The sequence below is a fragment of the Planctomycetota bacterium genome (assembly GCA_018242585.1).
Lineage (GTDB): Bacteria > Planctomycetota > Planctomycetia > Pirellulales > PNKZ01 > JAFEBQ01.
In genome coordinates, this window is record JAFEBQ010000019.1 from 76187 (window position 1) to 90077 (window position 13891).

Consider the following 13891-nt stretch of genomic DNA (forward strand, 5'->3'; position numbering starts at 1 on the left):
CCAACACGCGGGGCGCGAACATTACTACTACTAAATAGAGATTAACTATTTAATTATCTTCGCACTCGACCCAAACACCTTTCACTTCCTTTTCAAGCTCATAGACGGAACACACCCGGATGAAAGTCACCTGCGATCGCGAGAAACTCTTGGCGGCCTTTCAAGTCGCCGCGGCCGTTGCCCCCAGCCGCAGCCCCAAGCCAATCCTCAGCAACGTCAAGTTCGAGGTCACGGCCGACTCGGCCATTCTGATGGCCACCGACTTGGAAATCGGCGTCCGCATCAACGTCTCGGGGGTCGAAACCGAAGCCCCCGGCACGATCATCCTGCCGGTCGCGCGGTTCGGCTCGATCTTGCGCGAATCGAGCGATGCCAAGCTCAGGATCGATAGCGATGGCCAAGGGACGGTGGTTCGCGGCGAGCGGAGCGAGTTCCGACTGCCCGCCGAAAACCCCGATCAATTTCCGGCCGTGGCCGGCTTTACCGAAAAGAAGTACCACGAGTTGCCGGCGCGCCTGCTGCGCGAGTTGATCCGCCGCACGGTGTTTGCCACCGACATGGAGTCAAGCCGCTACGCATTGGGGGGCGTGCTGTTCGAGATGACCCCCCAGCAGATCACCGCCGTGGGGACCGACGGCCGCCGGCTGGCGCGGATGCAAGGGCCGGGCACCTCGGTCGGTGGGCACGAAACCGGCGACCAGATGACGATCATCCCCAGCAAGACCATGCACATGATCGAGCGGGCCCTGGCCGACGTGGACGTCGAAGTTCAGATCGCGGCCCGCGGCAACGACGTGATGGTCCGCAGCCCCAAGGGAACGATCGTGTCCCGACTGGTCGAAGGTCGCTTCCCCAAATGGCGCGACGTGTTCCCCCACCGTGACGACGCCCAGAAGATTGAACTACAGGTCGGCGCCGTCCACGCCGCCGTGCGCCAGGCGATGATCGTCACCAGCGACGAAAGCCGCGGCGTTGACTTTACGTTCGGCGACGGCAAGTTGGTGCTGGCGGCCCGCAGCGCCGACGTCGGCCAGTCGCGCGTCGAGTTGCCCATCAGCTACGACGGCGCCGAAGTTTCGATCACCCTGGACCCGCGGTTCTTGAGCGACTTCCTCCGGGTGTTGGACAGCGAAAAGACATTCACGTTCGAGCTTAAGGACGCCGACAGCGCGGCCGTCTGTTCGACCGACGACGGCTATGGATATGTGATCATGCCGCTGGCGCGCGATCGCTGAGTGAGATAAGTCTCAATGACCAAATCCCAATGACCAAGGCTCATTGGCCGACGTCAACAGAATTGGTCATTGGTGCTTGGACATTGGTCATTAGCACCAACCAAACTAAACGACCGACAGTTCCCCAACGCCGGCACAAACGAACGCCATGTCGCGCCCGCAAAAGATGTCCGACCTGCTCAGCCAGTTGACCGCGCGGCGGGGCTACGCGCGGCAACAGACCGGAGCGAGCTTCGACGAGGCCTGGCAGCAGGCGGCCGGCGCGGCGCTGGCCCGGCAGTCGCGCGTGGGCCAGGTGAAGCGCGGGGCGCTGGAAGTCATCGTCGCCAACAGCGCGCTGGCCCAGGAATTGTCGTACCAGAAGCGGGGCATCATCACGAAACTGACCGGGCTGTTGCCCGACGAACAAATCACCGATCTCCGCGTCCGCGTCGGCCCCGTCGAATAGCCGCGGCGCAACGAACAGAAACGAGTCCACACCGACCACCATCCCGCGGCATGCGCTAGCCCTTCTCCCTCCGGGAGAAGGTGGCCGATAGGCCGGATGAGGGTCAACGTAGCAACTGCTGAATCGCACAAGCTTGACACATACCCCTCACCCGGCTTGCTGCGCAAGCCACCCTCTCCCACAAGGGGCGAGGGTTGAGATTGAAACACGACCAAAATTACCCGCAGGTATTTGAAACTGATATGAGCGAAGCCAACGCCCAGCCGTCTGATGAACAGCCGAAGAACCCCGCAGCGCCCGCCGATTACGGCGCCGAGCAGATTCAGGCTCTGAGCGACGTCGAACACGTCCGCCAGCGCAGCGGCATGTACATCGGCAACACCAGCACCCGCGGCTTGCACCATCTGGTCTATGAAACCGTCGACAACTCGATCGACGAGGTGATGGCCGGCTTTGCCAAGGACATCTACGTCACCGTCAACCCCGACGGCAGTTGCACGGTCGAAGACGACGGCCGCGGTATTCCGGTCGAGACGCATCCCGAGTTGGGTATTTCGACGCTCGAAGCGGTGATGACCAAGCTGAAAGTCGGCGGCAAGTTCGACAAGCAGGTCTACAAAACCTCGGGTGGTCTGCACGGCATCGGCGTCAAGGCCGTCAACTTCCTCAGCGAGTGGTGCGAGGTGCAAGTCCGCCGCGATGGCGCGCTGTACCAGCAGGAATACGTCCGCGGCGTTCCCGAAGGGCCCGTCACGCGCGTCGGCAAAGCCTCGGGCACGGGGACCAAGACGACCTTCAAGCCAGACCCCGAGATTTTTGGCCAGATCAAATTCGACTACACGATCCTGCACCGCCGCATGCAGGAGTTGGCCTTTTTGAACAAAGGCATCCGCATCACGCTCAAGGACGAACGCTCGGGCGAAGGCGAGACGTTCCAGTACGAGCGCGGCCTGCTGGCGTTTGTCGAACACCTGAACCGCGCTTCCGAGGCGGCCACCGACGTGGTCTACATCGCGGGCGAGCAGGACGAGGTGTCGGTCGAAGTGGCCATGCAGTACACGTCGGAATACTCCGACATCATGCTCAGCTACGTCAACAACATCAACACGATCGACGGCGGCACGCACCTGTCGGGTTTTCGCACCGCGCTGACGCGCACGCTCAACAGCTATGGCAAGCGCGAGAACATCTACAAGGATCTGACGCCCACGGGCGACGACTTCCGCGAAGGGCTGACCGCGGTGGTGGCCGTCCGCGTGCCGAACCCGCACTTCGAGGCGCAGACCAAGGGCAAACTCAACAACCCCGAAGTCGAAGGCATCGTCAACTCGATCGTCGGCGATTACCTGACCAAGTACCTGGAACAAAACCCGAAGATCGCCCGCACCATTGTCATGAAGGCCATGCTGGCGGCCGAGGCGCGCGAGGCGGCGCGCAAGGCGAAGCAATTGCTGCGCGACCGCAAAGGCGCGCTCTCGGGCGGCGGGCTGCCCGGCAAGCTCCGCGATTGCACCAGCCGCGACGTGCATAAGTGCGAGTTGTACCTGGTCGAAGGTGATTCGGCCGGCGGCAGCGCCGAGGGTGGCCGGCTGCGCGAATACCAGGCGATCTTGCCCCTGCGCGGCAAGATTATCAACGCCTACAAGTCACGCGACGATAAAGTGCTGGCCAACGAAGAGATTCGCAGCATGATCTCGGCCATCGGCATCGGCTTTGGCGAAGACACCGACTTGACCAAGCGCCGCTACGGCAAAATCATCATCATGACCGACGCCGACGTCGACGGCTCGCACATCCGCACCTTGCTGCTCACCTTCTTCTATCGCCAGATGTACGATCTGGTCAAAGGCGGGCATGTGTTCGTGGCCCAGCCGCCGCTGTTCCGCGTGAAGTCCAAGAAGGAAACCTATTACATCCAGACCGAAGACGAGATGAAGGGCCGGCTGCTGGGGCTGGGCCTGGCCGACTGCACATTCGTGCCCGACCCGTCGCGGAGGATTGCTGGCGACGAACTGGCCAAGCTGTGCCGCATTCTCGGCACGCTGGAAGAGTCGCTGTTCGCGCTTGAACGCCGCGGCATCAGCCTGCGCCAGCACGCCCTGCGCCAGGATCCGGCAACGGGCAAATTGCCGGTGTATCACGTCTTTTTCGGCACGCAGGAGCACTGGTTCACCACGCCCGAGGCCCGCGACAAGTTCGTCGCCGCCCAGGAACAAGCCAGCGGCGGCGCGGTGAACATCGACGACAGCCAGCACCACGCCCACGGCGCGCCCGGCGCGCCGGTCGGCGATCAGCATGCGGCGGGCGCTGAATCGAACGGCAGCGCTGGCGCCGATGGGAACGGTCATCCGACGACGCGGTTGCACATTGTCGAGTTGCACGAAGTCCGCTCGTTGAACAAGGCGTTGGCCGATCTGGCCCAAATGGGTTTTGACATCAACGCGCTGTTGCCCCAGGAGCGGACGGGGACCGAAGAGCCGCGCTACAAGCTCGAGCGTGGCGACAGCGAAGCGGGGCTGGACGATCTGCGCGATTTGCTGCCCGAGGTCCGCACGGCGGGCGAGAAGACGTTGAAGATCACGCGGTTCAAAGGTCTGGGCGAAATGAACGCCGAGGAGCTGCGCGACACGACGCTCAATCCCGAGAATCGGACGCTGTTGCAGGTGCAGATGGAAGACGCCAAGGCCGCCGCCGAGCTGTTCCACATTCTGATGGGCGACAAGGTGGAACCCCGCCGCGAGTTCATCGAAAAGTACGCGATCGAGGCGAAGAACTTGGACGTGTAGGTGCGGGGATCGGCGAGATTACGAGAAGCGCGCTCGCGGTTCTAGTCGAGACACTCTGGATCGCAAAAGCAGGACGGCACGGAACGTCGAATACTTGCAAGCCACGCTTCGCGTCCTGATCGTTCGTCTTCACGAACGGAGCTGTCATTCGCCAGAAACGTCGACTCAGCCATCCACAACGCTGCGACAAGGTTCATATACTCCGGGCGCAGATCCTCAATGAACCTGACGCCTGTCACAGAATCGTTCAGAATCTCTGCCGCTGTCTCAAGGAGATGATGCCTGAACTCGGCATCCGAAGCGAGCGGATGCGACCAATGGCGAAGCATTAGCTCGGCAAGCAATTCAGACTCATAGGCGCCGGTAAAGCTCAGAGAAAGTTCGGCAATCGACTTTTTCTCATTCATCAGCGCCCCGCTTCATCGCTTCACATTGAAAACAGGATTCCTCGACTCAATCATCTCTGACTCGAGAGCACGACGAATTCTTGTTGGCACGGCATTAGGCAACACGTGAGTTTCCAATACGAGGTTCGGAGTCTCTTGTTCCCAGAGCCAACGAGCGAATCCTTTGTTGTCAGAATGATCGAGATGCTTTCGAATACGATTCTGTAGATTCTCGGCCTCACCCACGTAGAGGCACCGGTCAGCTGTTAAAAACACGTAGAGTCCCGCGCGTGTCGAGACCCGATTTAAGTCAATCGTGGCGAAATCGAATCGCGAGACGGCATCAGCCTTCACGACGCGACTCAGCAGTTCTGGCTTGAGACTTCGTCGCTTGCGAAGATTCAAGGCTGCCCACCGGTATTGCAACGAAGAATAGCCGGGTGACAACCGATTCGCCACGCAATCGAAGTCAGCGGCCAACTCAGGATCACAAATGATGGCGTCCAGGCTGATGCCGTCACGTCGCTCGATGAATCTGGCCGCCATCTCCGCAGCAAACCGGTAATGATCTTCGTCAGGCAGCGAAGTTCGACGAGATTTGCGGCCCCGCAGGCCACCTTGTTTTCGCAAGTTCAACAAGGAGCGAAGTAGTGTGGCTTCGGTTCCCGTTAGTCCGAGCGCGCGGCATTCGGCAAGAAAAGTTTTCCTCAAGTCCGGATCGGCGACGACACGATCTGGCGAGTAGCCAAGCGAAGCTTTCTCGAATGCCAGCCGAAGCTTGTCCTTCATCAGATCTTTGAATCAGGGAGGTTCAGTTTCGGCTTGTGCTCGTTGACCAAACGACGCTGGTACGCCAGCCTTGTCGAAAAGGCACAATCTGTCGGAAAGAAACGTGCGGTGAGCGACCGGGACAAGGCGCGCCATAACTCTTCTGTTTCGTCACCGAATTGCCGAGAAATCCGCTCGCGCAGATTATTAGCTTCGCCCGCATAAATCGGGGAATCTTTGCCAAAGACAATGTACACGCCAGAAGAATCGGGCAACCGAGGGGCACTGTGTTTATTCAGCGGTTCACCACGACTTAGATGGGCGTCGGTCAGGAGCTTGGCGCGAGACCGAACGTCCTTCGAACGCTTCCTTAACTTCAGGGCTGCCCATCGGTATTCAAGCGGCGTGAAACCAGGAGCCCACATTCGTGCAATTTCGTCGAATCGCTTGGCAAGGTTCGGATCGCAAAGAATGGTATCAAGACTCGCGCAACCCTGATCGACTAGTTGCCCCCAGGCAATTTCACTTGCAAACGAATACGCGTCGCAGCTTTCGTAATCAATCTCGGTTCGATTCAATGTTGGAATGTCGGCAAATGCACCGGTTTTTCGCATGCCAAGCAAGGTCCAGTTCCAATTCCTGGCATCGCCTGGCAATCCGAATTTGCCGCACGCCCCTACGAACTCAGCGTTAATGTCGGGGTCAGCAACGACTCGGTCGACAGAATACCCTCGATAAGCTGCGCGGAAGGCATCCAGCAAGCCCTTCTGATAAAGCGTTTTTTGAAGCAGAGTGAGTGGTGAGTCATCTTTGATTCTCCTGCTTGTTGCAACAGATGGTCGTCCACCCTGCTTAGAGGGAGTCGCGGGAGCACTAAGCGTCGGCTCGGCGGAACCTTCGAGCGAATCGCCTACACACACTTGCTCGAGTCTCGCCAGACCTCGCGCGACGTACTCCGATGACAGGTCGAACCCCAGGTATTTGCGTCCCAGCTTCTTAGCAACGGCGACCGTCGTGGCGCTGCCGCTGAATGGGTCGAGGACCAATTCTCCTTCATTCGAGCAAAGCCGAATAATGCGTCCGAGCAGTTGCTCTGGCATCTGGCAGCCGTGGAAGCCAGCTCGTTCTTTGAACGTCCCCGCCACTCGTGGAAAATACCAGGTGTCTTCACCTGGTGTGAAACAATCCGCCATGTCTTGAGGCCGGAGCACCCAGGTGTCGTCGGGCAAGCGCCCCGTCGGGTTGGCGCGATTGTCCGCATAGACCAATTGGCGAGCGGAAGGAATGCGGTTGTCTAAGTCCTCCGCGCGAAACGTGAACGATTTCGCGTCTTTGACAAAATAGAACAAGTGCGCGTGCGAACGACTGAACTTCGTCTTGCAGTTAACGCCGAATGTGTAGTACCAGATCACCCAGCTTCGGCAGGTGAAGCCCGCCTCTTGGCTGATGATCTTCAGTTCCGCCGCATATTCGTCACCGATTGCTAACCAAAACGCCCCCGTGTCCTTGACGACGCGATGAACGGCGGCAATCCATTTCTTCGACCACTTTAGGTACTCTCCGCACTCGCGGTCATCGCGGTACACATCGTAGTCATAGCCGATGTTGAACGGCGGATCTGCAAAAACGAGGTCAACGCTCCCTTTGGGCAACGATCGCATTTGCTCGATGCAATCGCCAAGAACGATCTGGTTTACGTGCGGGGCGGGGGGCACTTGCAGCCTCCATGACCTGTGTGCGGCGCGACGACAAATGCTATCATGCTGGCAATCGCGCGTTACTGAACATACGATCATAGCGCTTTATCGGCGCGGCCGCAATACGCACTTAATCTCCAATACTGACCATTGTTGCTTCAGCCGGAAACGGCAAGGCAGTTAACGCAAATCAGCGGCCTTTTCTCTTGCGGTGCTGTCGCGTGCGCCGCCTCCGCTCTACTCAAACGCCTTGATGCGGAGGTTCTTGAACTCGACCCACATCGGCTTGCCGGCGTGCAATTGCAACGCCAGGATCCCTTCGCCGAGGGCCAGCGTCGGCTCTTCGTCGGTAAAGTCGACGATCAACTGGTTGTTCAAGTAGTGTTGAATCTTGTTGCCGCGGGCCACGATCACCACGTCGTTCCAGTCGTCCATCCGATACAGCTTCTCGAAGCCGGCCTGGTCGATCAGATCGCTGGCGAGCGTTTTCTTGCCGTCGGCTGCCCAGACGGCCTGCTCGCCCACCACGCAAATGCGGCCCCGCTTGCCCCCCTCGTCGTAGATGAAGCCGGCCACGTTTGGCAACTTGTTTTCATTGCGCAGCTCGTGCTGATAGCCGCGCACGACCCAGTCGTTGTTGATCTTGCCTTCGGTGATGTGCTTCGAGCGATACTGAATGCCCGAGTTGTTGGTGGCGTTGCAACGGAACGATAGCCGCAGTTCAAAGTCCTTGGTCCGCCCGTCCTTCCAGATGATGAAGGTGTTCCCCTTGGCCGGGACTTCGGCGGTCGTCTCGCCGTGGATCACGCCGTCCTTGACGCTCCACAACCGCGGATCGCCGTCCCAGCCGCTCAGATCCTTGCCGTTGAAGATCACGCGCATGTCGCTCGACTCGGGTGGAGCGATCCGCGCCGGTTCGGCGGCCGCGACGAAGGAATTGATCAGCAACAGGCAAACCAGCGTCAGCGAGCGAGTCATGTTGTTTTCTCCGAGTAGTAGTTGGCGATACGGTTGTATTGAAGACAGTGTTCAGTCGAGGGCGCGCCGGATGACGCGTTCTCGGATCAGTGGCGAGATCGCCCACCTACAAAGTGCGCTCTGGCTGGAGCATCTTTTGCAAGATGTGGACGTCGAGCAGGCGGCCAAATTTGCGCCCGACTTGCCGCAGCGTTCCCACCATCACAAAGCCAAATTGTAGATTCAGGTGCAGGCTTGCGGAACTCCCCTCGGCAACCCGGGCAATCAAGGAATGAAAGCCCAGTCGCCGAGCCTCGTCGATGATCGCCGCTTTCAATTGCCGACCGATTCCGAGTCCTTGATGACTCGCCTGTACGTAAAAGGTGGTCTCGGCGGTTTCGTCGTAGGCTCGCCGTTCGGACCAAGGACTCAACGAAGCCCAGCCCACCACGGCGCCGTCAACCACCATCACCAGGATGGGATGCCGATCGCCATGCGACTCGAACCACTGGCGACGATTCGCCAGGTCTTTCACCTCGGTATCGAACGTCGCGGTGGTGTTTCGAATGGCTTCGTTATAAATGTCGGCAATGGCCGGCAGATCGGCGAGTTCCGCGCGACGGATGGTGGCGCTGGTCATCATTCTTACTCGCTGACGGTCGAACGAGTTGGCTGCTGTCGCAAGCTAGTGACAAAACACGTAGGGTACGCACCCCGTGCGTACCATTGAGTCGCGATTGATCCGGCTAGAGCGGTACGCACGGGTGCGTACCCTACGAATTGCGTCACCGCGCCCCGCGGCTTACCCCTTCACTTCGGGCAGCTCGTACCCGCGGCGGTATTCGCGCGTGAACAGGGCGTTGGCCGTGGCGTCGCTCGACAGTTCCGTCTTGGGATCGATCGTTAGCGCGCGACCCAGGTAATACTTCGTCTGTTCAAAGTCGACTTCGTTCTCGCGCAGGTATCCTTCGAAGCTGTCCAAGGTGTCGGCCACGCCGCGGTCGTTGACCCATTCGCTGGGCCGCGTGCCCGGCGGCACGGCCGTGCCAGTCCGATACGAGACGTTCCCCAAGTGAGCCAGCGCGCTCGACAGGTGCCCGTCCTCGATGTCCAGGTGCAAGTCCTGGTAGTTGCGGCTGCGAATTCCTTTGACGAAGTTGGCGAAGTGGGCCTGGTACTCGCCGCCGGACCACTTGCCGATTTGATTGCCGTCATAGTCGAACGCCACGCCCGAGTTGTAATTCGGGCAGACCACGTAACCTTCGGTGCCGTACCAGATGTTGGCAGCCCCCTTGAACGGGCCGCCGGCTTTCAGGCCCAGGTTGATCGGCGTCTTGATCGGCAAGCCGCGCACGTCTGAAATCAACAACGCGTCGTCCCAGCGGTACAGCGTCAACTGACAGTTGGCGACGTTGCCGTTGTCGATGTAGCCCAGCCGGCCCCCCAGGCTGATCACCTGCTTGGGCAGCTCTTGCTTCTGCAGCCCCCAACGGGCCTTGTCGAGTTCGTGAGGGTTCTGGTTCCCCAGGTCGCCGTTGCCGGTTTCAAACACCCAGTGCCAGTCGTAGTGAAACTTCTTGCGAATCGGCGCGGCCAGCGGCGCCGGCCCGCACCACAGGTCCAAGTCGAGCCCCGGCGGAATCGGCGCCGGCGTATCGACCAGCCCGATGCTGTTGCGCTGTCGATAGCAGATGGCCCGGGCGAACTTGACGGGTCCGATCTTGCCGCTGTGAATGAAGTCGAGCGCGTCGCGCATGCCAACCATGCTGCGGCTTTGCACGCCCATCTGGCAGATGCGCCCCAGCTTGCGCGCCCACTGGGTAATCACGCGCCCTTCATGCACATTGTGGCTGCACGGCTTTTCGACATAGACGTCCTTGCCGGCCTGCATGGCCCAGACGGCCATCAGCGCGTGCCAGTGGTTCGGCGTGGCGATCGAGACCGCGTCGATGTTGCGGTCTTCGAGCAGCTTGCGGACGTCGGTCACATGCTTGGGCATGCGCGACTGGTCCTTGACCTTCTTAGCGACTTTCTCGTAGGCGGCTGGGTCAACGTCGCAGATCGCCACCAGATCGACGTCCGGGTTTTTCAACCACTCGCCGACGTGCGAGCCCCCCTGGCCGTTCACGCCGATGACGGCCACGCGCAGCTTGTCGTTGGGTCCGACGCGGCGCGCGGCGTCGGCTTCGGCGGCGCGCGTCAAATTGGGCATCGTGCCGGCGGCCAGCGCGGCCGAGGCGGCCATGAGCGAACGCTCGACAAAATCACGGCGCGAGAGTTTTGAGACGTCGAGCTGCATGGCATTGACTCCGACAAAAAGTGGTGGGCGACGACGGCGGTCAGTTCGCTTGATTCGTGGGTCAGCGTAAGTTGATAACGTGGGGTGGCGGGGTCAGAGCGCGGCGATGGCCCCGTGGTGACGGTTCGCCGAGCTGACCCACTGCCGCGACGGCTACTGATTATAGCTGCCGTATTGCTCGTCGCTAACATGTTCCAGCCATTCGACGACCCGGCCGTCGAGCTGCTCCTGGATGGCCAGATGGGTCATGGCCGTCGTGGGTCCGGCCCCGTGCCAATGCTTTTCGCCCGGCGGAAACCAGACCACGTCGCCGGGGCCGATGGCCTCGACCGGGCCGCCCCAGCGCTGAGCCAGGCCGGAGCCCGAGGTGACGATGATCGTTTGGCCCAGCGGGTGTGTGTGCCAGGCCGTCCGGGCCCCGGGCTCGAACGCCACGCTCGACCCAGCCGCGCGGGCCGGCGAGCTGGTCTGAAACAAAGGATCGATCCTAACCGCGCCGGTGAACCACTCAGCCGGCCCGGGACGAGAAGCCTGCGAGCCGTGGCGGGTGATGTCCATAGGTCGACTCCTGGGGATGCGGAGGGCGCGGGGCACTGTTGAGGTAGCGCGCCGCTCATCAGTGAGCGTACCAGACGCGACGCGGCCGAGCGATGACGTCAGGCGTGCGCGAGTATGCTAATGAACCCTTCTCCCCCGGGGAGAAGGTGGCGGCGCAGCCGACGGATGAGGGTCGCGCGTCAGTCGGGCGCGACTCCGGGCACAGGCGGAACCCTCATCCGACCTATCGGCCATCTTCAGCCCGGTGGGAGAAGGGTTAGCGCTGGCCTCGTGACGATGGATGCTGGTTGTTTTGGCGAAGACGAACATCGGGTAGCACCGGTTGCTTGCCAACCGGTGTTGCGTGGCAACAAGAGGCACTGGGCGGACGTTCAGAGCGAGAGCCGCGTCGATCGGGCAGTGATGGCCAAGGTAACACCTCTTGCGGCTGCGCCGCCGCGTTCTCCCAGGTAACGGTTGACGAGCAACCTGGGCTACCCACTAACTCCAGATCGCCCTTCAGGATGCATCACGCATCAAGCATTTCAACTTCGGCAGAACCTTGGAAACCAGCGGCCGACACGGGTAGAATTGAGACAGCCAAGTCTGTTCGTGTCGTTCGCCTGGGCCGGCCGGCACCGTTTGCCCCTGGCCGCTGGTTGGCCCTGAAGGAGGTTCGCCATGCCATCTGCCGCTACTAACATTTCGTGTGATGTCGATCGGGGCCCCGATTGGCTGTTCATCCGCCCGCACTTGCTGTTCGACCAGGGTCAGGAAGCCTTGCCGGTGGCCGAGACGCTGTGGGGGATCATCGACGAACACATGATCCATCGTGTCGTGCTCGAGCTCGACCAGATCGGCCTGTTGCACAGCTACCTGTGCGGGCAGTTGATCCTGGTGTCGAAGCGGCTGCATGCCCACGGAGGCGTGCTGCGGCTGTGCAATCTGACCAGCGCCAATGAAGAAGTGCTGCGCATTTCGCGGCTCGACGGCGCGTTGCCCTGTTATCCCAATCGCAACGACGCCGTGATGGGACACCGGCCGGCAAAGCCGCGGTGAGAAATGCGAAATACTTAACTAGGAAAGCCGGCGCTTGGCGATACCGGTCTGTAATTAAGCATTACTATCGCCCAGCCGTCCGTTGCGCCGAGGCGTCGGTCGGCGTGGCATTCGTCTGTTGCTGCTGCGGGCCGCTGGGTTGCGCGCCCGGCTTGGGCGCTTCGGGGGCCGCTGGCAACGGGATCTGCGGCATGTTCGCTTGCGAGGCGAACATGTTCCGCATCATGGCCGCGCCCCGATCTTGCGGCCGCGCCTTGAGCGCCGCGTCGAGCTCCTTCACCGCTTGCTGCGGATAGTCGAGATAGCCGAACTCATAGCCCAGCAAGAAGTGCAACGCCGGGTCCGCTGGGTTGGCATTGCGGGCGTTCTCGAGCGCCTTCGTCTGGTTGATGAAGTCATTGTTGTCGGGATACAAGTCCGAGTAGTGCTTGACGACGTTGCCCCATTGATCCTCCGGCACCATCTGCATACCCAGTTGCACCGCGCCGGCGGCGGGCTGGAACTGGCCCGTCGCGAACAAAGCTTGGGCCAACAGCAACATCACCGGGCCGTTGTGCGGTGTGTCGACCAGCGCGTGCTGGAAGTCTTGCACCGCGGCCTGGTAGTTGCCCGCCTTGAAGTCGGCTTCGCCGCGGGCTTCAAAGTCGTTGGCCAGTTGAACCTGCTCGTCGGTCGGTGGCCCGGCGTTCACCGGCCCATTGGCCGGCGCGTTGGCGGCATACCCTCCGCCATAGCCACCCCCGTAACCTCCGCCGAAGCCTCCCATGCCATAGCCCAGGCCGCCAAGTCCGCCGAGGCCGTACATGCCAAAGAACGGATAGCCGAAACCATAGCCGAGCCCGCCCATGCCCAGACCATAGCCCAAGCCGCCGTAGCCCATGCCATAGGGCCCCATGCCGCCGTACGCGCCGAGGCGATTAGCGCCCAGGCCAGCATTCACTCCGGCGTGATAAGCGCGGAAGTTCCGCGCCGAGAAGTTCGCGCGACCGGCGGCGTTGGCGCCGAACGTGCGTGCGGCCGGGTTGCTGCTGAACGCGCGGGTAGAAAGGTTGCCACTCGCAGTTGGGCCGCGGAAGTTCGACGTGTGGCTGCCCAGGTTGCCGTTCACGGTAGCGCCGCTATTGAAGCTGCGGCCGACGACGCCGTTGTTCGCGTGGACGTTGCCAGTGGCGCCGCTGCTAAAGCCACGGCCACCGCCGCCGCTGAAGCCTCGGCCTCCCCCTCCACCGCCGCGACCACCGCCGCGCGCCCATGAGGCTGTCGGCATTGCCAGCGCCACGACAATCATCGCGGTCGTGATCCACAGCACAGATTTTCTTAGCGTCGTGAACATGGTCGAAGCTCCGATCTCGGGAGTGCGTTAAGTGAAGAGGAACCATCCTCGCGTCGCATGCCACGCGCCGGTCAACGCATCGACACCGCGCGGCATGTCGCGGAAGTCGAAATGTCGCAAATCCGATACCAGTCGCGCCGAGAGCATTGCGACGAGCTTTCCGGGCTAACGATCGTGGCTCACAGGAGCAATTGAACGACAGGCCGCCACGCTGGCCGGGTGGGGGTCAATTGCTCATTGCCCTGCTGTCAGCATCAGGGTAGCCTGGCAACTCGCTTGTCCGGGCGGCGCAAGCCGCAAGAGGGGTTTGTGCGATTCCTCCGGCCCTCTTGTCGCTGCGCGACACCGACAACGAGTTGTTGGTGCTACTCATAATCAGGCCAGCG

At 61.2% G+C, this 13891-nt stretch carries 12 protein-coding genes; 4 read left to right on the forward strand and 8 right to left on the reverse strand.

Annotated elements, in window-relative coordinates:
- Window positions 1-119: 119 nt before the first annotated feature.
- The 3 genes from dnaN (at window position 120) to JSS27_10125 (ending at window position 4469) form a co-directional block, all read left to right on the forward strand.
- Window positions 120-1235, forward strand: a complete 1116-nt coding sequence (dnaN, locus tag JSS27_10115) for a DNA polymerase III subunit beta (protein ID MBS0209299.1) — start codon at window positions 120-122, stop codon at window positions 1233-1235.
- A 148-nt stretch (window positions 1236-1383) separates the two neighbouring features.
- Window positions 1384-1683 carry a DUF721 domain-containing protein gene (locus JSS27_10120; GenBank protein ID MBS0209300.1) on the forward strand — a complete coding sequence of 100 codons (300 nt, stop codon included), beginning with the start codon at window positions 1384-1386 and terminating at the stop codon, window positions 1681-1683.
- A 242-nt stretch (window positions 1684-1925) separates the two neighbouring features.
- Window positions 1926-4469, forward strand: a complete 2544-nt coding sequence (locus tag JSS27_10125; GenBank protein ID MBS0209301.1) for a DNA gyrase subunit B — start codon at window positions 1926-1928, stop codon at window positions 4467-4469.
- 41 nt (window positions 4470-4510) lie between these two features.
- On the opposite strand, the gene JSS27_10130 is transcribed toward JSS27_10125, so the two are convergent.
- From JSS27_10130 to JSS27_10160, 7 genes are all read right to left on the reverse strand, one after another.
- The gene (locus JSS27_10130; protein ID MBS0209302.1) at window positions 4511-4876 is read right to left on the reverse strand and encodes a hypothetical protein; all 366 of its coding nucleotides are present in this window, start codon (window positions 4874-4876) and stop codon (window positions 4511-4513) included.
- A gap of 12 nt (window positions 4877-4888) precedes the next feature.
- Window positions 4889-5644, reverse strand: coding sequence for a GIY-YIG nuclease family protein (locus JSS27_10135; protein ID MBS0209303.1), 756 nt, complete (start codon window positions 5642-5644; stop codon window positions 4889-4891).
- Window positions 5644-7419, reverse strand: a complete 1776-nt coding sequence (locus JSS27_10140) for a site-specific DNA-methyltransferase (protein MBS0209304.1) — start codon at window positions 7417-7419, stop codon at window positions 5644-5646. The genes JSS27_10135 and JSS27_10140 overlap by 1 nt, the downstream gene beginning before the upstream one ends.
- Before the next feature lie 138 nt (window positions 7420-7557).
- A complete protein-coding gene (locus tag JSS27_10145; GenBank protein ID MBS0209305.1) occupies window positions 7558-8298 on the reverse strand; it encodes a DUF1080 domain-containing protein in 741 nt (246 codons plus the stop codon).
- A gap of 106 nt (window positions 8299-8404) precedes the next feature.
- Window positions 8405-8917, reverse strand: a complete 513-nt coding sequence (locus JSS27_10150) for an N-acetyltransferase (GenBank protein ID MBS0209306.1) — start codon at window positions 8915-8917, stop codon at window positions 8405-8407.
- Window positions 8918-9079: 162 nt separating this feature from the next.
- Window positions 9080-10576 carry a Gfo/Idh/MocA family oxidoreductase gene (locus tag JSS27_10155; GenBank protein MBS0209307.1) on the reverse strand — a complete coding sequence of 499 codons (1497 nt, stop codon included), beginning with the start codon at window positions 10574-10576 and terminating at the stop codon, window positions 9080-9082.
- Window positions 10577-10729: 153 nt separating this feature from the next.
- Window positions 10730-11134, reverse strand: coding sequence for a cupin domain-containing protein (locus JSS27_10160; GenBank protein ID MBS0209308.1), 405 nt, complete (start codon window positions 11132-11134; stop codon window positions 10730-10732).
- Window positions 11135-11794: 660 nt separating this feature from the next.
- On the opposite strand from JSS27_10160, the gene JSS27_10165 reads away from it, so the two are divergent.
- A complete protein-coding gene (locus JSS27_10165) occupies window positions 11795-12172 on the forward strand; it encodes an STAS domain-containing protein (protein ID MBS0209309.1) in 378 nt (125 codons plus the stop codon).
- Between the two features lie 64 nt (window positions 12173-12236).
- On the opposite strand, the gene JSS27_10170 is transcribed toward JSS27_10165, so the two are convergent.
- The gene (locus tag JSS27_10170) at window positions 12237-13505 is read right to left on the reverse strand and encodes a tetratricopeptide repeat protein (protein ID MBS0209310.1); all 1269 of its coding nucleotides are present in this window, start codon (window positions 13503-13505) and stop codon (window positions 12237-12239) included.
- Window positions 13506-13891: the final 386 nt, after the last annotated feature.

Coding starts and splice junctions, on each gene's coding strand:
- dnaN (MBS0209299.1), top strand. CDS start 120: ATGAAAGTCACCTGCGATCGCGAGAAACTCTTGGCGGCCTTTCAAGTC.
- JSS27_10120 (MBS0209300.1), top strand. CDS start 1,384: ATGTCGCGCCCGCAAAAGATGTCCGACCTGCTCAGCCAGTTGACCGCG.
- JSS27_10125 (MBS0209301.1), top strand. CDS start 1,926: ATGAGCGAAGCCAACGCCCAGCCGTCTGATGAACAGCCGAAGAACCCC.
- JSS27_10130 (MBS0209302.1), bottom strand. CDS start 4,876: ATGAATGAGAAAAAGTCGATTGCCGAACTTTCTCTGAGCTTTACCGGC.
- JSS27_10135 (MBS0209303.1), bottom strand. CDS start 5,644: ATGAAGGACAAGCTTCGGCTGGCATTCGAGAAAGCTTCGCTTGGCTAC.
- JSS27_10140 (MBS0209304.1), bottom strand. CDS start 7,419: ATGATCGTATGTTCAGTAACGCGCGATTGCCAGCATGATAGCATTTGT.
- JSS27_10145 (MBS0209305.1), bottom strand. CDS start 8,298: ATGACTCGCTCGCTGACGCTGGTTTGCCTGTTGCTGATCAATTCCTTC.
- JSS27_10150 (MBS0209306.1), bottom strand. CDS start 8,917: ATGACCAGCGCCACCATCCGTCGCGCGGAACTCGCCGATCTGCCGGCC.
- JSS27_10155 (MBS0209307.1), bottom strand. CDS start 10,576: ATGCAGCTCGACGTCTCAAAACTCTCGCGCCGTGATTTTGTCGAGCGT.
- JSS27_10160 (MBS0209308.1), bottom strand. CDS start 11,134: ATGGACATCACCCGCCACGGCTCGCAGGCTTCTCGTCCCGGGCCGGCT.
- JSS27_10165 (MBS0209309.1), top strand. CDS start 11,795: ATGCCATCTGCCGCTACTAACATTTCGTGTGATGTCGATCGGGGCCCC.
- JSS27_10170 (MBS0209310.1), bottom strand. CDS start 13,505: ATGTTCACGACGCTAAGAAAATCTGTGCTGTGGATCACGACCGCGATG.